This window comes from Stenotrophomonas sp. YJH_SMC_10, from assembly GCF_059371555.1.
Window position 1 is genome coordinate 45088 of sequence record NZ_JCAFUS010000001.1, and the last position, 25370, is coordinate 70457.

Consider the following 25370-nt stretch of genomic DNA (forward strand, 5'->3'; position numbering starts at 1 on the left):
CGGGCAGGCACGGGACAGGGTAAGGTGTCGCCCCTGTAGCCCGCCGCCAGCCCCGCCGATGCCCAACTCGATTCCGACCGCTTCGCCGTCCCGCCTCGGACATTCGCTCAAGCCCCGCCAGCTGATCATGATGGGCCTGGGCAGCGCCATCGGCGCCGGCCTGTTCCTCGGCTCGGGCGTGGGAGTGCAGGCCGCCGGGCCGGCGGTGCTGGTGTCCTATCTGGTGGCCGGCGCGCTGGTGATCATCGTCATGAACGCGCTGGGCGAGATGGCGGCGGCCAAGCCGACCAGTGGCGCGTTCTCGGTCTATGCCGCCGATGCCATGGGCGCCACCGCGGGCGCCACGGTCGGCTGGCTGTGGTGGGTGCAGCTGGTGATCGTGATCGCCGCCGAAGCGGTGGGCGCGGCCGGGCTGCTGGCGACGGTCTGGCCGGCCGTACCGGTGCCGATGGCGGCGTTGGCCTTCATGCTGTTCTTCACCGCGATCAACCTGCTGGGGGTGAAGAACTTCGGCGAGTTCGAATTCTGGTTTGCCATCCTCAAGGTCGCGGCGATCCTGGCGTTCATCGCCATTGGCGTGGCGTTGCTGATGGGATGGCTGCCGCAGGTGACCTCCCCGGGCCTGAGCAACTTCACCGAACACGGTGGTTTTGCACCGAAGGGCCTGGCCGGGATCGGCGCGGCGCTGCTGGTGGTGGTGTTCGCCTTCGGCGGCACCGAGATCGTGGCCGTTGCCGCAGCCGAGACCGAAGACCCGGAGCGCAGCATCGCCCGGGCCATCCGCACCGTGGCCTGGCGCATCCTGGTGTTCTACATCGGCTCGCTGAGCGTGATCATCGCGGTGGTCCCGTGGACCAGCGAGGCGCTGAAGTCGCCCTTCGCCGCCGTGCTGGACATTGCCCGTATTCCGGGCGCGGGCACCGCCATCACCCTGATCGCGGTGATCGCGCTGCTGTCGGCGCTCAATGCCAACCTCTACGGCGCCTCGCGCATGATGTACTCGCTGGCGCAGCGCCGCGAAGCCCCGGCCGTGCTGGGCTGGACCGATCCGCGCCAGGTGCCGGTGATTGCCGTGCTGGCCAGCGTGCTGTTCGGTTTCGCCGCCACGGTGATGGAACTGCTGTTCCCCGACCGGGTGCTGCCGGTGCTGCTGAACATCGTCGGTTCCACCTGCCTGCTGGTGTGGACGCTGTCGCTGGTGTCGCAGCTGGTGCTGCGCCGCCGCGCGGATCGGCGTGGCACCCGGCTGCCGTTCCGCATGGCCGGCTTCCCGTGGCTGACCTGCTGTGCACTGGCGATTCTGGCGCTGATCTTCGGCCTGCTGCTGAGTGAATCGCACACGCGCCTGCAGTTCCTGTCGATGGTGGCGCTGACGGCCACCATCGCCGCCGGCAGCGCCATCGCCCGGCGCATGCGCGAGGCTTGATGGGGGGGGCCGGCCGGCGGCCGGCACTACCACGGGGGCTGCACATCCGCCGTGCCATCCTGATCATGTAGGCCGTCAACGGCCTGTCGACCAGGAGTACCGCATGCTGCGCAGCCGTCCCTTCCTGATGTTCACCGGCCAGGCCGAGGCCGCGCTGGCCCTGTACGCCGAAGCCTTTGCCGATTTCCGCCTGCTGGCCCTGCAGCGCCATCCTGACGGTGCCGGCGCTGGCGTGTCCGGCCAGGTCCGCCAGGCCATCTTCCTGCTCGGCGGCACCCACTACCTGTGCTTCGACAGCCTGGACGTGCACGATTTCACCTTCTCGCCGTCGATCTCGCTGTTCGTCGAGTGTTCCGGTGCTGAACAGTTCGAGCGCGCGGCACGCGTGCTGGGCGAGGGCGGGCACTGGCTGATGCCGGTGGGCGAGTACGATTTCAGCAACCGCTACGGCTGGGTGCAGGACCGCTTCGGCGTATCGTGGCAGTTGAGCCTGGGGCAGATGCCGGACCCGTGATTATTGTGGGTGTGGACCTTGGTCCACGCGCCCTTATGAAAAACGGCCCGCTTTCGCGGGCCGTTTTGTCATCCGATGCAGCGGGGAATCACGCCTCGACTTCATCATCCTTGTAGGCATCGACCGGGATGCAGGCGCACATCACGTTCTTGTCGCCGTACACGTTGTCCACGCGCGCCACCGGCGGCCAGTACTTGCTCTGCTTCAGGCTGGCCAGCGGGAAGGCGGCCAGCTCGCGCGGATAGGCGTGGGTCCACTCGCTGGCGGTCACCGCGGTGGCAGTGTGCGGCGCGTTCTTCAGCGGATTGTCCTCGCGGTCCAGGCGGCCGTCTTCGATCGCGGTGATTTCCTCGCGGATCTGGATCATCGCGTCGACGAAACGATCCAGTTCGTGCAGCGACTCGCTCTCGGTCGGTTCGACCATCAGCGTGCCCGCCACCGGGAAGCTCAGGGTGGGGGCGTGGAAGCCGAAGTCGATCAGGCGCTTGGCCACGTCCTCGGCGCCGATGCCGCTGGTCTTCTCCAGCGGGCGCACGTCGAGGATGCACTCATGCGCCACCAGGCCGTTGCGGCCGGTGTACAGCGTCTTGAAGTGCGGCGCCAGGCGCTTGGCGATGTAGTTGGCATTGAGCTGCGCGACCTGGGTAGCCTTGCGCAGGCCTTCGCGGCCCATCATCGCGATGTACATCCAGCTGATCGGCAGGATCGAGGCGCTGCCGAAGCTGGCCGCGCTGACCATGCCGACCGGACCGTTGTCACCCAGCTTGCCCGGCAGGAACGGCGCCAGGTGCTCCTTGACCGCGCACGGGCCGACGCCCGGGCCGCCACCGCCGTGCGGGATGCAGAACGTCTTGTGCAGGTTCAGGTGCGATACGTCCGAACCCCACTTGCCCGGCTTGGCCACGCCGACCAGCGCGTTCATGTTGGCGCCGTCGGTGTACACCTGGCCGCCGTGCTTGTGGATGATCTCGCAGATCTCGACCACCTCTTCCTCGAACACGCCGTGCGTGGACGGGTAGGTCATCATGATCGCCGCCAGGCGGTCGCTGTACTTCTCGGCGTTGAGGCGGATGTCTTCGACATCGACGTTGCCGTTGGCATCGGTCTTGGTCACCACGACCTTCATGCCGCACATCTGCGCCGAGGCGGGGTTGGTACCGTGCGCCGAGTCCGGGATCAGGCAGATGTCGCGATGGCCTTCGCCGCGCGAGCGGTGGTAGGCGCGGATCGCCAACAGGCCGGCGTACTCACCCTGTGCACCCGAGTTCGGCTGCAGGCTGACCGCATCGTAGCCGGTGCATTCGACCAGCATCGCTTCCAGCGAGTCGATCAGTTCCTTGTAGCCCAGCGCCTGGTCGGCCGGCACCAGCGGATGGATCTGCGAGAACTCCGGCCAGGTCACCGGGATCATCTCGGCGGTGGCGTTGAGCTTCATCGTGCACGAGCCCAGCGGGATCATCGTGCGGTCCATCGCCAGGTCCTTGTCGGCCAGCGAACGCAGGTAGCGCAGCAGTTCGTGCTCGCTGTGGTGGGTGTTGAACACCGGATGGGTCAGGAACGCGGACTGGCGCAGCAGGCCGGCCGGCAGTGCGTCGGCGGTGCTGGCATCCAGCGCATCGATGTCGGCCTGCGCGCCGAACACGGCGGCCAGCGCGACCACGTCGGCGCGGGTGGCGGTCTCGTCCAGGCTGATGCCGACCGAGTCGCTGTCGATCGCGCGCAGGTTGTAACCGGCGGCGCGAGCCTTGGCGTGGATCTCATCGGCATGCACGCCGCTGATGTGCAGGGTATCGAAGAAGTCGCCACCGACCTGCACGCCGGCCTTGCGCAGCGCCGCGGCCAGGATCGAGGCCAGGCGGTGGGTGCGGCGGGCGATGCGGGTCAGGCCTTCCGGGCCGTGGTAGACGGCATACATCGAGGCCATCACCGCCAGCAGGACCTGTGCGGTACAGATGTTGGAGGTGGCCTTCTCGCGGCGGATGTGCTGCTCGCGGGTCTGCAGGGTCAGGCGATAGGCCGGGTTGCCCTGGGCATCGATGGAGACACCGATCAGGCGGCCCGGCATCGAGCGCTTGTAGGCGTCACGGCAGGCCATGAACGCGGCGTGCGGGCCGCCGAAGCCGAACGGCACGCCGAAACGCTGGCTGTTGCCGACCACGATGTCCGCGCCCCATTCGCCCGGTGCGGCCAGCAGGGTCAGCGCCAGCAGGTCGGTGGCCACGGCCACCAGGCCGCCGCGTGCGTGCACGGCCTCGACCAGGGCCTTGTAATCGCCGATCTGGCCGAAGGTGTCCGGGTACTGCAGCAGCAGGCCGAAGGCTTCTGCTTCCAGTGCCTCGGCCGGGGTGCCGACGCGCAGCACGATGCCCATGGGCTCGGCGCGGGTGCGCAGCAGTTCCAGTGTCTGCGGGTGCACGGCATCGTGCACGAAGAAGGTGTCCGACTTCGACTTGGCGGAACGCTTGGCCAGGGTCATCGCTTCGGCCGCTGCGGTCGCTTCGTCCAGCAGCGACGCGTTGGCGATTTCCATGCCGGTGAGGTCGGCGCACAGGGTCTGGAAGTTGATCAGCGCTTCCATGCGGCCCTGCGAGATTTCCGCCTGGTACGGGGTGTAGGCGGTGTACCAGGCCGGGTTTTCCAGGATGTTGCGCAGGATCACGTTCGGCGTGTGGGTACCGTAGTAGCCCTGGCCGATGAAGCTGCGCAGCACGGTGTTCTTGTCGGCGATCGCACGGATCTTCGCCAGTGCCTGCACTTCGGTCATCGATTCGGGCAGTGCCAGCGGTGCCGGCGACTTGATCTTGGCCGGCACGATGGCATCGGTCATCGCATCCAGCGACGCGTGGCCGACGACGTCGAGCATCTGCGCGATCTCGGCATCGTTGGGGCCGATGTGGCGCTCGACGAACGCATTGTGGTGCTCGAGCTCACGCAGGGAAGGGGTGTTCTGGGACATGGCGAAGGATCCGTCAGGAAAGGGCACACGCACGGGCACAAGCCGCCGGTCGGCGGTCTGCGGGGCGCCCCTCTGTCCTTTTGCCTGAGAGTTTGGAAGCGCGGAAAACCGCGGCTTCGTGCCCCTTCGGCGCCGGATCGAACCGGTCTCTCCAGAGTTCTGTTACGGGTGGTATCGGGCCTGAGCGATTACGGGCGTTGCGCCTTCGGCAGCGGTGTTCCGCTTCTCCCACCGTGTTGCCCGCCGATTATAGCCCGTTGCGGGCCCGCCGGCCGCCTCCGGGGCCGGCCGCCGCGCCTGAATGGCCGATGGCCCGGCCATGCGTTTTGTGCACCGCTGCATGGCATCGGGCGCGATCCCCACCTATCATGGCCGGATACCCGAATTCATCTGGCGCCGTCCCTGCAGAAGGGGGACCGGCGCCCGCCGTGCGTGCCACGCATGGTCCTGCCGGACGCCTTCATCATGACCGCCGCTGCTGCTCCCTCCACCCGCCGCATGGCCCTGCTGCTTGCCGGCCTGGCCATGTTCGGCCCGTTCTCGATCGACACCATCTTCCCGGCCTTCCCGCAGCTGGCGCAGCGCCTGGCGGTGGACGAGGTGGCGGTGCAGCAGACCATCAGCGTCTACCTGCTGTTCTACGGCCTGATGAGCCTGGCGCACGGCCCGCTGTCCGATGCGTGGGGCCGCAAGCGGGTGATCCTCGGTGGCCTGGTGGTCTTCGCCGGCGCCTCGGTGGGCTGCGCGCTGTCCACCGACCTGACCACGCTGCTGGCGTTCCGCGCGCTGCAGGGCCTGTCTGCGGGCGTCGGCATGATCGTCGGCCGCGCGGTAATCCGCGATCTCTACCATGGCCACGATGCGCAGCGGTTGATGAGCCAGGTATCGATGCTGTTCGGCATCGCACCGGCGATCGCGCCGATCATCGGCGGCTGGATCCTGCTCAGTGGCGCGGGCTGGCCGCTGATTTTCTGGTTCCTGGTGGTGTTCTCGCTGGTCCTGCTGGTCGCCACCGCACGCTACCTGCCGGAGACCCATCCGCTTGCAGCACGTGTGCCGCTGTCGCCGCGCGTGCTGCTGCGCGACTACGTGCGCATCGGCTTCAACCCACGCTTCCTGCGCCTGGCGCTGGCTGGCAGCATCGGCTTCGGCGGCATCTTCCTCTACATCTCCTCGGCGCCGGTGTTCGTGATGCAGCACCTGCACCTGGGCGAGGGCGGCTTCGCCTGGCTGTTCATTCCCACCATCGGCGGCATGACCACCGGCTCGTTCCTTTCCGGGCGCATGGCCGGGCACACCACGCCCACACGGCAGGTGTCCATCGGCTTCGGCCTGTGCGCGCTGTCGGTGCTGCTGAACGTCGGCTACGTGGCGCTGTCGCCGCAGTTCGTGCTGCCGTGGGCAGTGCTGCCGATCTTCCTCGGTGGCATGGGCATGGCGCTGATCTTCCCGATCCTGGCGCTGGCGGTGCTGGACATGTACCCGCACCAGCGCGGCCTGGCCTCGTCGCTGCAGGCGTTCGTGCAGCTGATGATCAGCACCGTGGTGGCCGGCGTGGTGTCGCCGCTGCTGAGTGCCAGCCCGCTGCACCTGGCGTTGGGCCAGGCCGGGTTCTTCGGCGCCGGCTTCGTGTTCTGGTACTGGGAACACCAGCGCGAACGCGCGGCGCAGGCGGCCTGCACGGGCCATTGAGCAGCACGCAGGGGTAGGGCGGGCGGTGGCGCCCGCAACGCTTGCGACGGAAAATCACCGGACTAGGCTGGACACTCCAGCCAGCCGGTGCGCGGATGCACCACAGCCAGCCGATCCGATGCCGTTGCATGAGGTTTCCCGATGGCTGCGCAGCAGACCTACCGCCTGTTCGAGGTGGCGCTGAAGGAGCGCCGCGTTCTTTCCCCTTCCCTGGATCGCATGGTGTTCACCGGTGCCGATGTGGCGCGGATGAAGACCGAAGGCCCGGACCAGCGCATCAAGGTGTTCTTCCCCTTGCCTGGCCAGCGGGTGCCGCAGGTCCCCAGCGGTGCCGACTGGTACCGGCGCTACCGGGCGCTGCCGGATGATCAGCGCCCACCGATGCGCACCTACACACTGCGCCAGTTGCGCGCCGAGCAGGGCGAGGTCGACGTCGATTTCGTCCTCCACGGCGAGACCGGGCCAGCGTCGCGCTGGGCGATCCACGCACGCCCGGGCGACCGGGTGCTGCTGCTGGCCCCGGACGCCGACTGCGCCGACAGCAGCGAGGGCTGGGAATGGAAACCGCCGGTTGGCGTCGGCCAGGTGCTGCTGGTGGCCGATGAAACCGCGCTACCGGCGGTGGCCGGCATCCTCGAGGAACTGGCGGCCAGGGTGGATCCGCCGCGCACGCTGGCGCTGCTGGAAGTGGCCCAGGCCGGCGACGCGGTGCGCCTGAAGGCACCGGCCACGGCTGAGCTGGTCTGGCTGCCGCGCGGGCGGGCCAGCTACGGACAGCCGCTGCTGCAGGCGGTCCAGGCGCGCCTGGCCGCCGCTCCCGGCGGGGTAGCGGGGGAGGCGCTGGAGGAGATCGACGTCGATACGCAGATCCTCTGGGAACAGGCCGATTCCCACCTGGCCGGTCCGCTGTATGCCTGGGTAGCGGGCGAGGCGGGGGCGGTGATGGCGATCCGGCGCCACCTGCTGCGCGCGTGCGGGCTGGATCGCCGCGCGATCACCTTCATGGGCTACTGGCGGCAGGGCAGGGTGCTGGATTGACCGTGTCGAACCGGGGCCGCGTGAAGCGGCCTGGCCGGCGGGGTGCGTTATCCTTGCGCCCCCCTCGCCGCGGTACCGCACGATGTCCACCACCTCCAAGATCCGCCGCGACCAGCGCCGTCGCCAGGAAAAGCAGGCCGCCAACAAGGCCGCCGCCCAGGCGTCGCCGGTGGAGCCGCATGCCGAACTGCGCGACGCGCAGCGCACCCTGCTGGCCGGTGTCGTGCGCCGCGACGGCGAATGGGTGCTGGGCATGGATGGCCGTATCGCCGGCCACAGTGACTCCGCCGCGCAGGTCCTGGCGCTGATCATGCAGGCCGGTGAGCTGCACGAACGCAATGGCACGCCGGTGCGCCTGATGTACTCCGACGCGCTGCGTGATGCCGCGCAGGCCGAAGCGAAGGAGAAGGGCCAGACGTTCGAGGAGTTCAAGGCGGAGCTGGCTGCGGCGATGGCCGCGAAGAAGGACAGCTGATCGCGGTTGGGATAGCGCCGGCCGCTGGCCGGCTGCCAGACGGATTTCCACCGTGCAGTTGCCGGCTAGCGGCCGGCACGACCAGAAAGGGGCGGATCCTCGCGGATCCGCCCCTTTTCTCATTTCGCCGCCGGGGCCGCGTTGGCCTGCCAGCCGCACATCTGGCCTTTGCTTGATCGCTGTTCCGGTAGAGCCGGCCGCTGGCCGGCTGCCAGACGGATTTCCACCGCGCAGTTGCCGGCCAGCGGCCGGCACGACCAGGAAGGGGCGGATCCTCGCGGACCCGCTCCTTTTCTCATTTCGCCGCCGGGGCCGCGTTGGCCTGCCAGCCGCACATCTGGCCTTTGCTTGATCGCTGTTCCGGTAGAGCCGGCCGCTGGCCGGCTGCCAGACGGATTTCCACCGTGCAGTTGCCGGCCAGCGGCCGGCACGACCAGGAAGGGGTGGATCCTCGCAGACCCGCCCCTTTTCTCATTTCGCTGCCGGGGCCGCGTTGGCCTGCCAGCCGCACACCTTCCCTTTGCTTGATCGCTGTTCCGGTAGAGCCGTCCGCTGGCCGGCTGCCCGCGGGATCTTCATCGCGTAATTGCCGGCCAGCGGCCGGCACTACCAGAAAGGGGCGGATCCTCGCGGATCCGCCCCTTTTCTCGTTTTGCCGCCGGGGCCGCGTTGGCCTGCCAGCCGCACATCCGGCCTTTGCTTGATCGCTGTTCCGGTAGAGCCGGCCGCTGGCCGGCTGCCAGACGGATTTCCACCGTGCAATTGCCGGCCAGCGGCCGGCACGACCAGGAAGGGGCGGATCCTCGCGGACCCGCCCCTTTTCTCATTTTGCCGCCGGGGCCGCGTTGGCCTGCCAGCCGCACATCTGGCCTTCGTTCTGCTGCTTGAGCCACTCGTTGACCGGGGTGAAGTACTCGATCATCGGGCCGGCATCGAGCTTGTCGGTGCCTGTCAGCTCCTTCAGCGTGGCCTGCCACGGCTGGCTGGCACCCTTGCTCAGCATCGCCCAGTACTTCTGGCCGGCTTCCTTGTTGCCGTAGAAGGTGCACTCATGCAGCGGGCCCTTGTAGCCGGCCGCATCGCACAGGCCCTTGTAGAACTGGAACTGCAGGATGCGCGCCAGGAAGTAGCGGGTGTAGGGGGTGTTGCCCGGCACGTGGTACTTCGCGCCCGGGTCGAAGAATTCTTCGCCACGGGTGGTGGCCGGCGCCACGCCCTGGTATTTGGCCTTCAGGTCCCACCACGCCTTGTTGTAGTTGTCGGCGGTGATCGAGCCATCGAACACGCCCCAGCGCCAGCGGTCGATCATCAGCCCGAACGGCAGGAACGACACGCCCGACAGCGCCATGCGCATCTGGTTGTTGATGACCGCTTCGCGGCTTTCGGTCGGCGCATCGACCAGGCCGATCGAGCTGAGGTACTTGGGCGTCATCGCCAGCACGATGGTATCGCCGATCGCTTCGTGGAAACCATCGTTGGCACCGCCCTGGAACAGCGGCGGCAGCGGGTTGTAGGCCAGGTCGTAATAGATGTGGCCCAGCTCGTGGTAGATGGTGGTGAAGTTCTCTTCGTTCGGCTTGATGCACATCTTGGTGCGCACGTCGCCTTCCATGTTCATGTCCCAGGCGCTGGCGTGGCAGACCACGTCGCGGTCATCGGGCTTGATGAACTGGGTGCGCTCCCAGTACGACTGCGGCAGCGACGGCATGCCCAGCGACACGTAGAAGTCCTGCGCGCGTTCGGTCATCTGCCTGGCGGTACGCAGTTCGGCCTCGCGCTGCGCCTTGTACTGTGCGGCGACGTTGGCGTCCTTGCCGGCCTTGGCCAGCGCCGCGCTCAGGTTGGTCTGGTACTGCTTTTCCAGTGCCGCGGTGATGTCCAGGCTGCCGGCGCCGGGGTACGGTTCCAGCTGGTCCCACAGGTTCGACCAGTCCTGCTGCCACATGTTGCCCAGCAGGTGCGCGGCGATCAGGCCGTTGCCCACTTCGGCCTTGTCCTTGCCATAGGTCTTGTCCAGCTTGCCGCGTGCGTAGCAGTGCAGCTGCTCGTACATCGGCTTGACCTGTTCCCACAGGCGATCGGTTTCCGGGCCGATCTGCTCCGGCGGCATGTCATAGCCACTGCGCCACATCTGGCCGGCATCGGTGAAGCCCATGCCCTTGGCGCCTTCGTTCACCAGGCCGACGAACTTCTGGTAGTCGCCGCGCATGCCCTTGGTGGTGCTGTGCCAGCCCTGCCAGGCGTCGAGCTGCTTGTCGTAGTCGCGGCTGCGCGCCAGCACCTGCTCCAGCTCGCCCAGCTGGCGGCAGGAGTTGGGATCGTTGGCGTCGGTGCAGTACTTGCCCGCACCGTAGCTGCCTTCCATGCGGGTGGCGATCTGGGTCAGCTCGGCCAGCTTGGCCGGATCGCGCGGCGCCGGCATCGAGGACATCAGCTTCAGCAGGTGGATCGCGCGCTTGCTGTCCTCGCTCATCGGCTGGCCGTCGAACTTCGCAGCCTGTTCGATCCAGCTGTTGAGCTGGGTCAGCGAGCGCTCGTTGGCCTTGGCCGCGATGCGCTCGGAATCACTGTTGATGTAGGTGGAGGACAACCACTGCGCCGAGGTCATCTCCGGGTAGGCGGCCTTGAACTCGGCATTGATGCGGGCCACGAACTGGTCGGCGGTTTCGCCGGCCGGGGCGCTGCTGCCGGCGGTATCGGTGCCTGGGGCAGCTTCCTTCTTGCAGGCAGCCAGGGCCAGCGTGGCAACGGCGATTGCCGAGGCCAGCAGGAGATGACGGTGTTTCACGGGCGATCCTTGGGTGGTGAACGACGGCCGAAGGCTAGTGGGCAGCCGCTGCCACCGCAAGTGGCGGAAGTCGGCCGGGCGGCGCCCGGCACCCGCAGAGGCCTTCAAGCAAGGGCAAAGGCAGAAGCAACAGCAACAGCGGACTATTCTTGGTTTGGCGGGGCGGTGTCGGAGCGCGGGGACGCCGCAAGTACGTCCGTGTAGGCTTGGCAGCCGCTTGCTCGTGTGCGCTTTCCTGCGCACACGGCAAGACCGGGGTTGGACGTCCTGCCCAACCCGCCCGAGGCATGCCTCGGGCCCATGCGGCTGACACCCCGCACTCCGACACCGCCCCGCCTCTGACAGATTCTGTGTGCTGTCGGTAGGTGTCGACCTTGGTCGACACATCTGTCAGATATCGACAATCAAAATGGGGTCGGATCCGTTTTCCTACGGAAAACGGATCCGACCCCATCGGCATGTCCAACAGATCGCGGAAAACTGTCGAAGGCGGGGTGGGTCCGGTGGCGGGAGTGTCCGCGGCATGGATGCCGCGGCCAAGCCCCCAAGGATGGGTTTACGGCGTCTCCCGCCACCGGACCCACCCCGCCATCCCTCAGGAAACCCGCTTCTGCTGTTGCTGTCGAGGCTGCCGGCCAGCGGCCGGCACTACCGCGGGTGCAGGGCTGCAAGCCCTGCCGGACACCCCTCAACCTTCGCAGCTGGCGAACACGTCGCGGTCGCGCTCATACAGCGAGGTCTTCACCTGCATCAGGCCCAGCACCGACGGGAACAGGTTGTCGTGGTCGGTATAGGCCGCCGAGCGCTTGCGCACGCATTGCAGGTCCAACCCGCGACTGCTGGCAAAACCCGGGGAGAACCACATCGTCATCGGTACCCGGGTCTGTTCGGCCGGGGCGATGGCGTAGGGCACGCCGTGCAGGAACAGGCCCTTCTCGCCCAGCGACTCGCCATGGTCGGACAGGTAGATCATCGCCGTGTCGTAGTCCTGCATGCCCTGCAGCGTGCCGATGGTCTTGGTCAGGAAGTGATCGGTGTACAGCACGGCATTGTCGTAGCTGTTGGTGATCTCTTCGCGCGAGCAGCGGCCGATGTCACGGGTATCGCAGGTCGGGGTGAAGCGACGGAATGCAGGCGGATAGCGCTCGAAGTAGGCCGGTCCGTGGTTGCCCAGCTGGTGCAGCACGACCACCCGGTCGCCGGGCCTGGCCCGTACCTGGGTGGCCAGGTCCTGCAGCAGGATCTCGTCCATGCAGCGCCCATCGGCGCACAGGCCCGGCGTGGTGGCATCGGACAGCGACTGGAAGTCCAGGCCCTCGCACACGCCCTTGCAGCCGGACTGGTTGTCACGCCACAACGGCGTGATGCCGGCGCGGTTCAACACGTGCAGCAGCGACTGGTGTGCGCGGATCTTCTTCTCGTCGTAATCGTGGCGCCCCCACGGCGAGAACAGGCACGGCAGCGAAACCTCGGTGCTGGTGCCACACGAATGCATGTCCGGGAAATTGATCACGCTGGCCTGCGCCAGTTCCGGGGTGGTGTTGCGGCCGCCATTGAGTCCCCAGTTCTGCGCGCGCACGGTTTCGCCCATGACGATCACCAGCAGGCGCGGCTTGCTGGCCGGCGCCCGCGGCGTGGCCTTGGCATCGGTTCCGATCGGCAACTTCGGTGCGCGCTGCACCGGGTTGTCGCCACGCAGTGCACGCGGCATGCCCAGCAGCACATTGGCGGGCGTGGCGAGATAACGCACTTCACGCTGGTTGCGCATCAGCGCCGAGACATCCTGGAACGAGATCAACGCGCCGCCGACGGCGGTGACCGCGGCCACTGCCAGGAAGCCCAGCCGCCACAGCAGGCTGCGCCCCCAGCTGCGGCGGCGCAGCTGCACGCGCCACAGCACCAGCATCGGCAGCACCGCCAGCAGCAGTACCGGCCATATCAGCGACACGGTCATCAGCTCGCGGCTTTCCTTGGGGTCGGTCGCCAGCACGTTGCGCAGCATGTCCGCATCCAGGTAGATGTGGTAGCGGCCCATGTAGTGCGCGGCGAACGCGGTCACCAGCAGCAGCAGGCTGATCACCGCCTTGGCATTCCAGCGCCAGACCAGGATGCCGAGCAGCACGCCGTGCGCACCCAGCAGCAACAGCAGCAGCGACAGCGCGTAGCGCAGGCTGCCCGGATGGCTGGCCATCGCGCTGTGCCAGAACAGGCCGTTGCCGGCCACCGCGAAGAACAGGCTGGTGAACGCGATCAGTGCTTCGGTGGACAGCTGTGGCCGCCAGTGGCGAAGACCCGCCAGCGCAGACGGGCGGGCGGGGCGTTGGACCGATGCACTCATGCGTTTGCCTCCTGGCGGTTGGGACGGTCCAGCGGATGGCGGATCAGGATGCCTTTGACGATCAGGTACAGGCCCAGCGAAAGCAGCCAACAAATCAATGCAGTGGCAACGTCATGCGAAAGGAAATGCGCCCCCCGGAGCTGCTGGCTGATGCCGAACACCAGGCCGGTGCCGAGGCCGATCCACAACCCGGCCCAGCGCCACGACGGGCGCCACAGCAGGGCGAAATAGTACAGGCACAGCCACGCATAGCCCGCGCTGGCGTGGCCGGCAGGGAAGCACGCCTGGGCGGCCATCCCGGCCGGGCGCTGCGTGAAAAGGCCTATATAGGGCTGATGGCCACCGTAGCGCAGCAGGTCCCAGGGACAGTCCATCGGCACCAGGGCCTTCAGCAGGGAGATCACGCCCGTCCCCAGCGCCATGGCAATTACGACATAAAGCAGCGCCCATCGCAGGGTGCGATCGCCTCCCTTGCGCCAGTGGTGCACGCACAACAGGATCGCGACCAGCGCCGCCGACGTGCTCAGCCATTTGCCGGCCTTGTGCACCACCGTGCGGGTGACCCAGGCCTCCTGCAACGCCCAGTGGCCACCTTCAAGGCGGAACAGGTGATCGGCCACCCATTGATCGCCGCCGAAACCCATCAGCAGCGTAAACAGGGGCAGACCGATTGCGACAGGCAGCCAGAAGTGAGTTACGGCGAATCTTGACGCCAGTGGCGATGTCGCAGGCGGCGCAACCGCATCAATGGGACGAACGGGCATGCTGAGGGAAGGCGGTTCGGGAATCCGCAGTCATGCTCGTCACCTTGATGTCGGAGAAGGGTCGGACGCTCGTTCGCGCCGGGTTAATGATTCCCCGGTGCATGTCAACGTTCAGTCTTCGTCTGCGGTCGATCCTGTCCGCTCGGCGTGGCATTCCGGGTTCCATGCGGAACCGGGAAGCAGTTGCCAACGATTCCTGTTGGCGATGCCGATATCGATCACCTTGGCCGGGTCCACGCAGGGACTCATTGCCTCGTCCAGCACCAGCAACCAGCGCGTGTCCGGCGCCTCGGCCAGCCAGGGGCCGGCATCGTGCCACTGCTCGGCCCAGGGCCGCTTGAAGCCGAACTCGCGCACCGGGCGGTCGGCCTGCAGCAGGTTCTGTTCGCGCCAGGCGACCAGCGCCAGCTCTGCATCGGGGCCGATCCTCGCGCCCACCCGGCGCATCACCGCAGACGCCGACGCGTACGGGTCCAGCGCCGGGATCAGCACCAGGCCGTAGAGCATCCACAGCATGCCGTGGGCCAACAGCACCAGGGTTGCCGCACGGCGCACCCGCAGCCACACGATCAGCGTGGCCAGGGCGATGGCGAAGGTCAGCAGGCCATCGCCGAGCACCGGCAGCAGCGTATCCGGCATTGCCCGGCGCTCAAGCTGCGCAAGGGCCCAGGGGTGTTCGGTCAGCAGCAGCACGCCGAGCACGCCGGTGGCCAGCATCAGCACGACGCTGTAGCCGAACAGGTAGCGCCGCACGCACAACCGGCGCAGCAGCCCCGGCAGCAACGGGGCCACCGCCAGCGCCATTGCCGGCAGCATCGGCAGTACATAGACCTCGCGCTTGCCCGGGCTGGCGCTGAAGAACACCAGCACCAGAACGGCCCAGCCCAGCAGCAGCCACTGGCGACGGTCGCCACGGCGGATGCGGCGCCACCACGGCTTGAACAGCATCGGCAGCAGCAGGCTGCCGGGCAGCCACAGCGTGAGGATCACCTGCAGGTAATACCAGGCCGGTTGGCGGTGGTGCCAGGCGTTGGCATAGCGCGTTCCGGTCTGCTTGAACAACAGTTCGTGGGCATACGACTGCAGGGCCGCACTGGGCTCGTGCAGCAGGGCCCAGCCCAGCGGGGCGAGCCATACCGCCACGCCGAGCAGGAAGGCCGGGATCAGCCACAGCAGCGTTGCCGGGTGCGGACCGTCCACCCGGTGGCCGCGGCGACGCTGGTACAGCCACCAGCCGAACCACGGCAGCACCATCAGCAGCGGCAGGAAACCCACACCCTTGGTCACTGTGCCCAGGCCCGCCGCGAAGCCGGCCAGCCACAGTGCGGGCAGGTTGCGGCGCTCGCACAGGTGGCGCATCAGGCCCCACAGGGCCACCGTGGTCATGCCCACCAGCACCATGTCGATCTGCGCGCGCTTGGCCATCAGGCCAAACTGCAGGGTGCAGAACAGCGCCGCCAGGGCATACAGGGAATGCCGGGGTGACCACAGCCGCCGTGCCAGGTCCGAAACCAGCCAAAGGCTGAGCAGGGCGCCCAGCAGCGACGGCAGCAGGAACGACCACTGCCAGCTGCCGACCAGTTCGTAGGCGGCCGCCTGCAGCCACATGAAGACCGGCGGCTTCTCCGCGTACAGCTCCACGCCCCGGTGCGGCAGCAGCCATTCCCCGCTTTCGACCATGGTGCGGGCCGCCAGCACAAAGCGCGGCTCGTCCGGCGGCTGCGGCTGGCGCAGGCCGATGCCGGCGGCCAACGCAGCGATGATCAGCAGCCACAACAGGGGCAGGCGCCAATGGCGGGGCAGGGCTACGGGCACGGCAGGCTCCGGGAGCAAAACGGCCACTCTGACGTGGCAGGGGTAGGAAAGGCGTCGGAGCGGGCGCACGGCGACCGCATTCCGACATGGTCAGCGCTACCATGGTACGAACTTCCGTGGATCTTTCGTGCATGCGTCTGTTGGTGATCGAGGACAACCGCCAGCTGGTGGCCAACCTGTTCGACTACTTCGAGTCGCGCGGGCACGTGCTCGACGTGGCCCCGGACGGCATCACCGGCCTGCACCTGGCCGGCAGCCACCCCTACGACGCGGTGATCCTGGACTGGATGCTGCCGCGCATGGAGGGGCCGGAGGTGCTGCGCCGCCTGCGCGCCGAGCACGCTTCGGAGGTGCCGGTGATCATGCTGACCGCGCGCGACGAGCTGCCGGACAAGATCACCGGCTTCCGCGCGGGGGCCGACGATTACCTCACCAAGCCGTTCGCCCTCCCCGAACTGGAGGTGCGGCTGGAGGCACTGCTGACGCGTGCGCAGGGCCGCAATCCGCGCAAGCGCCTGCAGGTCGGCGACCTGGTGCTGGACCTGGCGACCCTGGAGGCCCAGCGTGGCGGCCAGGTGCTGCATCTGTACCCGGCCTGCCGCAAGCTGCTGGAGGTGCTGATGCGGGCCAGCCCGGGCGCGGTGACCCGCCAGCAGCTGGAGTTCGCCCTGTGGGGCGACGAGCCACCCGATGGCGATCTGCTGCGCTCACATGTCTACGAGCTGCGGCGCAGCGTCGACGGCCCGTTCGCCGACAAGCTGATCCATACCCTGCCGCGGGTCGGTTATCGCCTGGCGGTGACCGCCGCCAGTGATGCAGGCAAGGATGATGATGAAGGCGCGTAAGCCGGGCCCGCTGTACCGGCGCGTGGTGTGGTGGTTGCTGGGCTATCTGGCCCTGCTGTCGATCGCCGTGTTCAGCGTTGGCAACTACGTGCACGAGCACGCCGAGCATGCGGCCTGGCGCGCACTGCTCAATTCCGAACTGGACAGCATTGTCGACCACACCGAGCACGAGCCCCATTACCGCTGGCAGGACTCGGACACGCTCAGCCTGTTCCGCTTCGACGAGGGCAACATGCCCGAGAGCGTGCGCACGCTGCACCCGGGGCTGCACGACGGCGTGCCGATCAAGGACCGGCAGACCGCAGTGATGGTGCGCGACACCGGCTCGATGGGGCGGGTGGCGCTGGCGCTGGACATCTCCGACTTCCACGACCTGGAGCAGTTCGCCACGCGCTGGGTGATGCTGGCCGGGGTGATCATGATCTTCGTCACCGTGTTGATGGCGTCGTTCGGCATGGAGCGCATGGTGCGCCCGCTGAGCCTGCTGGCCCAGCACATCGGCGCCCTGCGCCCAGGGGTGCAGGGCCAGCGTATCGAGGTCGACCCGCGCGGCAGTTCCGAGCTGCACACCATCGCCGACGCGTTGAACGATTACCTCGACCGCAACGAGCAGTTCGTCGAGCGCGAGCGGGTCTTCATCAGCACCGCCAGCCACGAACTGCGCACGCCGATCGCGGTGATGACCGGTGCCGCCGAACTGGCACTGGAGCAACCGGGCCTGCCCGAGCGCGCCCGCCAGCAGATGCAGCGGGTGCTGCGCACCGCGCAGAGCGTGGAGCAGCTGATCGAGCTGCTGCTGGTGCTGGCGCGTGACCCGGCGCGCCTGGCCGCGCGTGCCGAGCGTATCGCGCTGGACCAGCTGCTGCCGGAAATCGTCGACGACCATCGCCACCTGCTCGGCGACAAGGACCTGAGCATCGGCATCCAGGCCGCGCCGGTGGATATCGTCGCGCCGATGGCGGTGGTGCAGGCGGCGATCGGCAACCTGCTGCGCAATGCCATCGAGAACAGCGGTCGCGGCCATATCGAACTGCAGCTGAGTCCGTCGGCGGTGCTGACCCTGCAGGACCCGGGCCATGGCATGAGCCCGGAGGAGATCGCTGCCATCCACGCGCGCATGGCACGCGGTGGCCGTGCCGATCGTGGCGGCGGTATCGGGCTGGACCTGATTGCGCGCTTGTGCGAACACCTGGGCTGGACCCTGCAGCTGCACCCCTGCGAACCGCGCGGGACGCGCGTCACCCTGGACTTCGGCGCTTCGCGCCCCGCCTGACCGGGCTCCCGCCCGCTGCGCACTGCCGCATGACCCGGCGTGAAGACAATGTTAATCTCAACCTGCGCCGCTTTATGCGGCGCTTTTTTTTCCGCTCTTTCGATCGACAGAGGATCCCATGCCGACCGAACCCGCTCCTGCCCTGATCAGCAACGACATCGTTGGACTGGGCCTGATTGCCGCCACCCTGGCCCTGATCTTCTGGGCCGCCAGTGGTCCGACGCCGCTGCTGAAGAAGATCTTCGCCTGGGTGCCGGCCCTGCTGCTGTGCTACTTCATCCCTGCCATCTACAACACCGCCGGTGTCATTGATGGCCACAACACCTCGCTGTACAACCCGGTCGCGCGTGACGTGCTGCTGCCGGCCGCGCTGGTCCTGCTGACGCTGTCGATCGACCTGAAAGGCATCGCCAAGCTCGGCCCGAAACTGCTGATCGTGTTCTGCGCCGGTACGGCCGGCATCATGCTCGGTGCGATCGTCTCGTTCCAGCTGATGAAGCTGATCCACCCGGAAACCGTGGCCGGTGATACCTGGGCCGGCATGGCCGCGCTGGCCGGCAGCTGGATCGGGGGCGGCGCCAACATGGTGGCCATGCGCGAGGTGTTCGGCACCGACGCCACCACCTTCGGCCAGTTCGCCGTGGTCGACGTGGCCTGTGCCAGCCTGTGGATGGCGATCCTGCTGTTCCTGGCCAACCGCGCGCAGCAGATCGACACCCGCAACGGGGCCGATACCCGCGCCATCGACGAGATGAAGGCACGGATCAGCGCCTACGAGGCACAGAACGCGCGCATTCCCAGCATGACCGACCTGATGGTGATCGTCGGCGTGGCACTGGGGGGCGTCGGCCTGGCCCACGCCATCGCCGCACCGCTGTCGGGCTGGTTCAAGGCCAACGTCAGCTGGGCCAGCCAGTTCAGCCTGGACAGCCAGTTCGTGTGGGTGATCCTGCTGTCCACGGCGATGGGCCTGGGCTTGAGCTTCACCCGTGCGCGCCGGCTGGAAGCAGCAGGCGCTTCGCGACTGGGCACGGTGTTCCTGTACTTCCTGATCGCCTGCATCGGCATGCAGATGAACCTGCTGTCGCTGCTGGATCGGCCGTGGCTGTTCCTGCTCGGCGCGAGCTGGATGGCCACGCACGTGCTGGTGCTGTGGGGGGTAGCCAAGCTGCTGCGCGCGCCGCTGTTCTTCTTTGCGATCGGTTCGCAGGGCAACATCGGCGCGGCAGCGTCGGCACCGGTGGTGGCCGCGGCGTTCCACCCGACGCTGGCGCCGGTGGGCGTGCTGCTGGGTACCGTGGGCTATGCCACCGGTACCGGGCTGGCCTATGTCACCGGCCTGATCCTGAAGTGGATGGCCAACGGCTGAGTGGGGCGCCCTGGCTGCGCTTTCCCGCGATCGGCGGTAGATCCACGCCATGCGTGGATGCACTTCATCGAGACCCATGAACAAAGAAGGGGTCAGATCCGTTTCCCGGAGGAAACGGATCTGACCCCTGATGCTTCTCGCCGTCACCGGAAATCTGTCGAAGGTGGGTGCCGGGCTGCAAGCCCGGCACCCACCTCACTCCTCAACAGCAGCGGCCACCATTGCGTCCGCCGTAGCGCGCTTCCTGGCGCTCGCGGAAGAACGTCTTGTAGTCCATCGGCTCCTGGTCCGGGTGCTTTTCCAGCATGTGCCGGACGTAGTTGTCGTAATCGGGAATGCCACAGCACAGCCGTGCGGTCTGCACCAGGCGCCGCCAGATGCGGCGGTGCGCCTGGTACTGCCCCACGGGAACCAGTTGCGTGCTCATCACAGGTCCACCATTTCATGCGGCTTCAGTGCCACGTACGGGGTCTCGCGGTCGCTGCGCTGCGGATTGCGGCGTGCCGCCAGGATGGTCTTGATCGAATACACCAGCACCGCACCCACCACCAGCAGGAACAGCGCGGTCAGGCCGGTGTTGACGTAGGCGTTGACCACGATCTGCTTCATCTGCGCCACCGACTTGGCCGGTGCCGTGATGGTGTCGCTGGCGAGCGCCGCCTGGAACTTGTGTGCCTGCGCCAGGAAGCCCTGCGCCGGGTTGCTGTCGAAGATCTTGATGAAGCCGGCGTAGGTGGTGCAGATCAGCAGCCACACTGCCGGTACCGCGGTGACCCAGGCATAGCGGTCACGCTTCATCTTGAACAGCACCACCGTGCCCAGCATCAGCGCGATGCCGGCCAACATCTGGTTGGAGATGCCGAACAGCGGCCACAGGGTCTGGATGCCGCCGAACGGGTCGACCACGCCGGTGTAGAGCAGGTAGCCCCACAGCGCCACGCAGCCGGCGGTACCGATGATGTTGGCGGTCCACGACTCGGTCTTCTTCAGGGCCGGCACGAAGTTGCCCAGCAGGTCCTGCAGCATGAAGCGCCCGGCGCGGGTGCCGGCGTCCACTGCGGTCAGGATGAACAGTGCTTCGAACAGGATCGCGAAGTGGTACCAGAACGCCATCATCGCGTCGCTGCCACTGGGTATCGCTTCGTGCAGGATCTGCGCGATGCCCACCGCCAGGGTCGGCGCACCACCTGCACGATGCAGGATGGTTGGTTCACCGATCGCCGCCGCGGTCGCGGTCAATTGCTCGGGCGTGATGGTGAAACCCCAGGTGTTGGTGATGTAGTGCGCCGCCGAGGCCGCATCGGCACCGATCACCGCCGCCGGGCTGTTCATCGCGAAGTAGATGCCCGGATCGATGATCGAGGCCGCCACCAGTGCCATCACCGCCACGAACGATTCCATCAGCATGCCGCCGTAGCCGATGTAGCGCATGTGCGCTTCATTGGCCAGCAGCTTCGGCGTGGTGCCGGAGGAAATCAGCGCGTGGAAACCGGATACCGCGCCGCAGGCGATGGTGATGAACAGGAACGGGAACATGCCGCCCTTCCACACCGGGCCATCGCCGCTGGCGGCGAACTGGGTCAGCGCCGGCATCTTCAGTTCCGGCATGACCACCAGGATGCCGATGGCCAGCGCGATGATGGTGCCGATTTTGAGGAAGGTCGACAGGTAATCACGCGGGGCCAGCAGCAGCCACACCGGCAGCACCGAAGCGACGAAGCCGTAGCCGATCAGCATCCAGGTGATCTGGGTGCCGGTGAAGGTGAACGCCGGGCCCCACACCGGGTCGGCGGCGACCTTGCCGCCGTACCAGATCGCGGCCAGCAGCAGGATCAGGCCGACCACCGAGATCTCGCCGATCCTGCCGGGGCGGATGTAGCGCATGTACACGCCCATCAGGATCGCGATGGGCATCGTCGCGATCACCGTGAACATGCCCCACGGGCTTTCGGCCAGCGCCTTGACCACCACCATCGCCAGCACCGCCAGGATGATGATCATGATCAGGAACGCGCCGAACAGCGCGATGGTCCCGGGCACCTGGCCCATCTCTTCGCGCACCAGGTCGCCCAGCGAACGGCCGTTGCGACGGCTGGACAGGAACAGCACCATGAAGTCCTGCACTGCGCCGGCCAGCACCACGCCCACCACCAGCCACAGCAGGCCAGGCAGGTAGCCCATCTGCGCGGCCAGCACCGGGCCGACCAGCGGGCCGGCACCGGCAATGGCGGCGAAGTGGTGGCCGAACAGGACGTGCTTGTTGGTCGGCACGTAGTCCAGGCCATCGTTGTTGATCACCGCCGGGGTGGCCCGGGTCGGATCCAGCTGCATCACCTTGTTGGCGATGAACAGGCTGTAGAAGCGGTAGGCGACCAGGTACAGCGAGACCGCGGCCACCACGATCCACAGTGCGTTGATGTGCTCGCCGCGGCGCAGGGCCACGGTGCCCAGACAGAATGCGCCGAGCAGGGCGAGTACCGCCCAGCCCAGTTTGGAAAACCCTTTCATGAGGTGCTCTCTCCCGGAAAGACAGTCAAAGAGTCCCGCGTGCCCTCGACAGGGTCAATTGGCACAGGACGAATCGGCGGTAGTACTTTGGTCGTACGACGGTGGCGCTGACGTGCAGCGAACATCAGGGATGGAACAATCGGTTGCGGTGCCATCCATTGGCGTAAGGCCGCGTGGCGTCCATCTTGACCGGCATCCATCCAACAGGAGTCGCCATGAGCCTTCCCGAACCGGTCCGCGTGCTGCGGACCATCCGTGGCATGCCCACCTCCGACGGTGCCGGCGTGCGCCTGACCCGCGTCATCGGCGGCCCGACGCTGCCGGACCTGGACCCGTTCCTGCTGCTCGATGAATTCGGCACCGACCGGGCCGAGGACTACATCGCCGGCTTCCCGGAACACCCGCATCGCGGTTTCGAGACCGTGACCTACATGCTCGATGGACGCATGCGGCATCGCGACAACCACGGCAACGAGGGCCTGCTGACCCCGGGCAGCGTGCAGTGGATGACCGCCGGCCGCGGCCTGGTGCACTCGGAGATGCCCGAGCAGGAAAGCGGGCAGATGCGCGGCTTCCAGCTGTGGGTGAACCTGCCGGCGAAGGAGAAGATGACCGCGCCGAAGTACCAGGAGTTCGCGCCCGAGCGCATTCCCGTGGTGCAGCCGGCCGCCGGTGTGGAAGTGAAGGTGATCGCCGGCGCGGTCGATGGCACCCGCGGCCCGATCGTGCAGCCGGCCACCGAGCCGCTCTACCTCGACATCACCTTGTCGCCCGACCGCGCCTGGACCTACACGCTGCCGGAGGGCCACAACGCTTTTGCCTACGTGTTCGAAGGTGCGCTGACGGTGGGCGAGCAGGATGCCGCCCGCGATGTCGCGCGCCAGGAACTGGCGGTGCTGGGCGGTGGCGAACAGCTGCACGTGTCGGCCGGCAGCGAAGGCGCGCGGCTGATCCTGGTGGCCGGCCGTCCGTTGCGCGAGCCGGTGATGCGGCACGGCCCGTTCGTGATGAACACGCGGCAGGAACTGATGCAGGCCTTCGTCGATTTCCAGGAAGGCAGGTTCTGAGGGAGTGCCGGCCGCTGGCCGGCAACTGCTTTTGATCAGGATCGAAGGGTTTGCCGGCCAGCGGCCGGCACTACCTGCGGATCGAGGTGTATTGCGGGGATGCTGCCAGGCAGTCATCCCCGTCACCTTCAGCGCCCGGCGGCCACGGCCGACGGCGTCAGGCTCATGCCCTGCGCCAGTTGTTGCAGTGAGCCCAGCTCCTGCGCGCTGTCCGGATACAGCGCAATCTGCGCGTAACGCCCTTTGTCGATCTTGACCACGCTGATGCGCCGTTCGGCGTAACCCGGCGGTTGCTGGCCGCCCAGGTCGGGCTGGTACCAGTACAGCGATTCACCGCCGAAGCTGCCTTTTTCCTGGCGCAGCGAGCGGTTCAACGGAATGGCGGGATCACGCGCGCTGAGCATCAGGCTCAGCACTTCGCGACCGTCAGCGGTGCTGGCGCGGCAGACCAGGAAATCGGCCTGCACCTGCTGCTGCCACTGCAGGCCACTGCTGGCCGGCAGCGAAGGACATTCGGACGGTGCCTGCGCGGCGGCCTGGGCCGCGGCGAACAACAGGCTCGACAAGATGACAGGCACGAACTTCATGCATCCCCCAAGGTGATGAGTTGTTTGGCTCCGCCAGCAGGCCCGGCGGCATGGCATCCCATCCCCGGATGCCGCCCCTTCCGGCATGTGCACGGATGGTCAACTCAACCTTAACGGAACGTGAGCAATCGCACAATTCGCGGTTACAGACGTAACCATTGCGGCCGCAGGGCGGCCGCAATGGGTGCCTCATGGATCAGCGGTCGTTGCCGATCCACTTGTAGATCAGGCCGCCGATCGCGCCGCCCAGCAGGGGGGCGACCCAGAACAGCCACAGCTGGCTGACCGCGCCGCTGCCGGCAAAGAAGGCCACGGCGGTGGAGCGGGCCGGGTTCACCGAGGTGTTGGTGACCGGAATGCTGATCAGGTGGATCAGGGTCAGCGACAGGCCGATGGCCAGCGGGGCGAAACCGGCCGGTGCCTTGCCGTGGGTGGAACCCATGATCACGATCAGGAACACCGCCGTCAGCACCACTTCGCACAGGAAGGCGGCTGCCACGCTGTATCCACCGGGCGACAGCGCGCCATAGCCATTGCTGGCGAACGCACCCGCCTGGCTGCCATCGATGGCGAAGCCACTGGCGCCGGAGGCGATCTGCAGCAGGATGAAGCCGGCCAGCAGGCCGCCGGCAACCTGGGCGATGATGTACGGCACCAGATCCCTGGTGGGGAAACGACCACCGGCCCACAGCCCGACGCTGACTGCCGGGTTGAAGTGCGCGCCGGAGATATGGCCGAACGCATAGGCGCCGGTCACCACGGTCAGGCCGAAGGCCAGCGCCACGCCCAGGAAGCCGATCCCCAGCGGATTGCCGTCGCCACCGAACTTGGCGGCCAGCACCGCACTGCCACAGCCCCCCAGAACCAGCCAGAACGTGCCGAGGAATTCGGCGGACAAGCGTTTACCCATGCTCATGTGTTGCACTCCTTTGACGGTCTAAAGTGTGATTTATGTCACATTTCAGTGATCAGCGGGTGACTGTAGCGTCAACGCCGGGTGCAGGGATACACCTTCGGATGTGTGCAACACGCGATGTTCAGTACTGCGGCAGCGGGATGAATTCCTTGTCGTCGCCGGGGATGGTGCCGAAGCGACCGGCCTCCCAGTCGTGCTTGGCCTGCTCGATGCGCTCCTTCGAGCTGGACACGAAGTTCCACCACAGGTGGCGTGGGCCATCCAGCGGCTCACCGCCAAACAGCATCGCCTTCACCGGCGTCTTCGCGCGCAGGCGGCCGCGTGCGCCGGCCTCGGGAATCACCAGGTGCTGCGCAGGAATGTCCACGCCATCCAGCTGCGCCTCGCCTTCGAGGATGTACAGCGCGCGCTCGCGGTGGCCGTCGTCGATATCGATTTCGGCATCCGGGTCGAGATCGATGGCCACGTTGAGGGTGTCGGCGAACACCTTCACCGGCGATTCCTCGCCGTAGGCGCGGCCGGCGATCACACGCAGCCAGGCGCCGTTGCGGCGCTGCTCGGGCAGGGTGGCAGCGGCATGGTGGTAGAACGCCGGCTCGATTTCCTCGTGCGACTTCGGCAGCGCGACCCAGGTCTGCATGCCGTGGATCGGATTGTCATGGTCGCGGTCCGGTTGCGGCGTCCGCTCGGAATGGGCGATGCCGCGGCCGGCGGTCATCCAGTTGACGTCACCGGGGCGGATCACCTGATCCGAGCCCAGCGTGTCGCGGTGCCCGATCGCGCCCGACCACAGGTAGGTGACGGTGGCCAGGCCGATGTGCGGGTGCGGACGCACGTCGATGGCGGTGCCCGGGTGCATCAGTGCCGGACCCATCTGGTCGACGAACACGAACGAACCGATGCTGCGCGCCTGCAGGGTGGGGACGGCGCGACGGACTTCCAGGCCGCCGATGTCGTGCACGCGCGGGGCGATGATGGTGGTCATGCGGGCGTTCTCGC

At 67.4% G+C, this 25370-nt stretch carries 20 protein-coding genes and 1 riboswitch; of the genes, 10 read left to right on the plus strand and 10 right to left on the minus strand.

Going from position 1 to position 25370, the window contains the following annotated elements; translation table 11 throughout:
• The first annotated feature begins 58 nt into the window (after window positions 1-58).
• Entirely contained in the window at window positions 59-1426 is a 1368-nt protein-coding gene (locus tag AC5P9C_RS00200; RefSeq protein WP_049468828.1) for an amino acid permease, read from the plus strand.
• A 103-nt stretch (window positions 1427-1529) separates the two neighbouring features.
• Window positions 1530-1940 carry a VOC family protein gene (locus AC5P9C_RS00205; RefSeq protein ID WP_053461053.1) on the plus strand — a complete coding sequence of 137 codons (411 nt, stop codon included), beginning with the start codon at window positions 1530-1532 and terminating at the stop codon, window positions 1938-1940.
• A gap of 88 nt (window positions 1941-2028) precedes the next feature.
• Here the strand turns inward: AC5P9C_RS00205 and gcvP are convergent, their stop codons facing one another.
• Window positions 2029-4896: an aminomethyl-transferring glycine dehydrogenase gene (gcvP, locus tag AC5P9C_RS00210; protein WP_074724989.1), complete on the minus strand. Its 2868-nt coding sequence runs from the start codon at window positions 4894-4896 to the stop codon at window positions 2029-2031.
• 62 nt (window positions 4897-4958) lie between these two features.
• Window positions 4959-5061, minus strand: a riboswitch (glycine riboswitch).
• A 300-nt stretch (window positions 5062-5361) separates the two neighbouring features.
• Between gcvP and AC5P9C_RS00215 the strand changes: the two genes are divergently transcribed.
• From AC5P9C_RS00215 to AC5P9C_RS00225, 3 genes are all read left to right on the plus strand, one after another.
• The gene (locus tag AC5P9C_RS00215; RefSeq protein ID WP_049468834.1) at window positions 5362-6588 is read left to right on the plus strand and encodes a multidrug effflux MFS transporter; all 1227 of its coding nucleotides are present in this window, start codon (window positions 5362-5364) and stop codon (window positions 6586-6588) included.
• A 141-nt stretch (window positions 6589-6729) separates the two neighbouring features.
• The gene (locus tag AC5P9C_RS00220) at window positions 6730-7626 is read left to right on the plus strand and encodes a siderophore-interacting protein (protein ID WP_057493455.1); all 897 of its coding nucleotides are present in this window, start codon (window positions 6730-6732) and stop codon (window positions 7624-7626) included.
• Window positions 7627-7708: 82 nt separating this feature from the next.
• Window positions 7709-8101 (plus strand): hypothetical protein, encoded by a 393-nt coding sequence (locus AC5P9C_RS00225; protein ID WP_057493454.1) that lies wholly within the window; start codon window positions 7709-7711, stop codon window positions 8099-8101.
• Window positions 8102-8924: 823 nt separating this feature from the next.
• Here AC5P9C_RS00225 and AC5P9C_RS00230 read toward each other — a convergent pair.
• The 3 genes from AC5P9C_RS00230 to AC5P9C_RS00240 all read right to left on the minus strand — a co-directional run bounded on the left by AC5P9C_RS00230 (window position 8925) and on the right by AC5P9C_RS00240 (window position 13871).
• Window positions 8925-10889, minus strand: a complete 1965-nt coding sequence (locus AC5P9C_RS00230) for a M2 family metallopeptidase (protein WP_414613472.1) — start codon at window positions 10887-10889, stop codon at window positions 8925-8927.
• 688 nt (window positions 10890-11577) lie between these two features.
• Window positions 11578-13227: a phosphoethanolamine transferase gene (locus tag AC5P9C_RS00235; protein WP_343543438.1), complete on the minus strand. Its 1650-nt coding sequence runs from the start codon at window positions 13225-13227 to the stop codon at window positions 11578-11580.
• The gene (locus AC5P9C_RS00240; RefSeq protein WP_495205058.1) at window positions 13224-13871 is read right to left on the minus strand and encodes a phosphatase PAP2 family protein; all 648 of its coding nucleotides are present in this window, start codon (window positions 13869-13871) and stop codon (window positions 13224-13226) included. The genes AC5P9C_RS00235 and AC5P9C_RS00240 overlap by 4 nt, the downstream gene beginning before the upstream one ends.
• On the opposite strand from AC5P9C_RS00240, the gene AC5P9C_RS00245 reads away from it, so the two are divergent.
• Window positions 13812-13937, plus strand: coding sequence for a hypothetical protein (locus tag AC5P9C_RS00245; RefSeq protein ID WP_495205070.1), 126 nt, complete (start codon window positions 13812-13814; stop codon window positions 13935-13937). The two genes, AC5P9C_RS00240 and AC5P9C_RS00245, sit on opposite strands and share 60 nt — an antisense overlap.
• Before the next feature lie 165 nt (window positions 13938-14102).
• On the opposite strand, the gene AC5P9C_RS00250 is transcribed toward AC5P9C_RS00245, so the two are convergent.
• On the minus strand, window positions 14103-15824 hold the full coding sequence (locus tag AC5P9C_RS00250) for an ArnT family glycosyltransferase (RefSeq protein WP_414615309.1): 1722 nt from the start codon (window positions 15822-15824) through the stop codon (window positions 14103-14105).
• A 113-nt stretch (window positions 15825-15937) separates the two neighbouring features.
• Here AC5P9C_RS00250 and AC5P9C_RS00255 point away from each other — a divergent pair, with 113 nt between their 5' ends.
• From AC5P9C_RS00255 to AC5P9C_RS00265, 3 genes are all read left to right on the plus strand, one after another.
• Window positions 15938-16651, plus strand: a complete 714-nt coding sequence (locus AC5P9C_RS00255) for a response regulator transcription factor (protein WP_053461045.1) — start codon at window positions 15938-15940, stop codon at window positions 16649-16651.
• Window positions 16638-17924 carry a sensor histidine kinase gene (locus tag AC5P9C_RS00260; RefSeq protein ID WP_049467484.1) on the plus strand — a complete coding sequence of 429 codons (1287 nt, stop codon included), beginning with the start codon at window positions 16638-16640 and terminating at the stop codon, window positions 17922-17924. The genes AC5P9C_RS00255 and AC5P9C_RS00260 overlap by 14 nt, the downstream gene beginning before the upstream one ends.
• Before the next feature lie 118 nt (window positions 17925-18042).
• Complete coding sequence (locus AC5P9C_RS00265; RefSeq protein WP_343541406.1) at window positions 18043-19293, plus strand: DUF819 family protein; 1251 nt, start codon at window positions 18043-18045, stop codon at window positions 19291-19293.
• 202 nt (window positions 19294-19495) lie between these two features.
• On the opposite strand, the gene AC5P9C_RS00270 is transcribed toward AC5P9C_RS00265, so the two are convergent.
• Window positions 19496-19720, minus strand: coding sequence for a YbdD/YjiX family protein (locus tag AC5P9C_RS00270; RefSeq protein ID WP_049467479.1), 225 nt, complete (start codon window positions 19718-19720; stop codon window positions 19496-19498).
• Window positions 19720-21801, minus strand: a complete 2082-nt coding sequence (locus AC5P9C_RS00275) for a carbon starvation CstA family protein (RefSeq protein ID WP_053461042.1) — start codon at window positions 21799-21801, stop codon at window positions 19720-19722. The genes AC5P9C_RS00270 and AC5P9C_RS00275 overlap by 1 nt, the downstream gene beginning before the upstream one ends.
• 215 nt (window positions 21802-22016) lie before the next feature.
• Between AC5P9C_RS00275 and AC5P9C_RS00280 the strand changes: the two genes are divergently transcribed.
• Window positions 22017-22868 (plus strand): pirin family protein, encoded by an 852-nt coding sequence (locus AC5P9C_RS00280; RefSeq protein WP_343541409.1) that lies wholly within the window; start codon window positions 22017-22019, stop codon window positions 22866-22868.
• Between the two features lie 128 nt (window positions 22869-22996).
• Here AC5P9C_RS00280 and AC5P9C_RS00285 read toward each other — a convergent pair whose 3' ends face one another.
• The 3 genes from AC5P9C_RS00285 to AC5P9C_RS00295 form a co-directional block, all read right to left on the minus strand.
• Complete coding sequence (locus AC5P9C_RS00285; protein ID WP_049467474.1) at window positions 22997-23455, minus strand: hypothetical protein; 459 nt, start codon at window positions 23453-23455, stop codon at window positions 22997-22999.
• 196 nt (window positions 23456-23651) lie between these two features.
• A complete protein-coding gene (aqpZ, locus tag AC5P9C_RS00290) occupies window positions 23652-24371 on the minus strand; it encodes an aquaporin Z (RefSeq protein ID WP_057493448.1) in 720 nt (239 codons plus the stop codon).
• A 121-nt stretch (window positions 24372-24492) separates the two neighbouring features.
• Window positions 24493-25356: a pirin family protein gene (locus tag AC5P9C_RS00295; RefSeq protein ID WP_049427674.1), complete on the minus strand. Its 864-nt coding sequence runs from the start codon at window positions 25354-25356 to the stop codon at window positions 24493-24495.
• Window positions 25357-25370 lie beyond the last annotated feature (14 nt).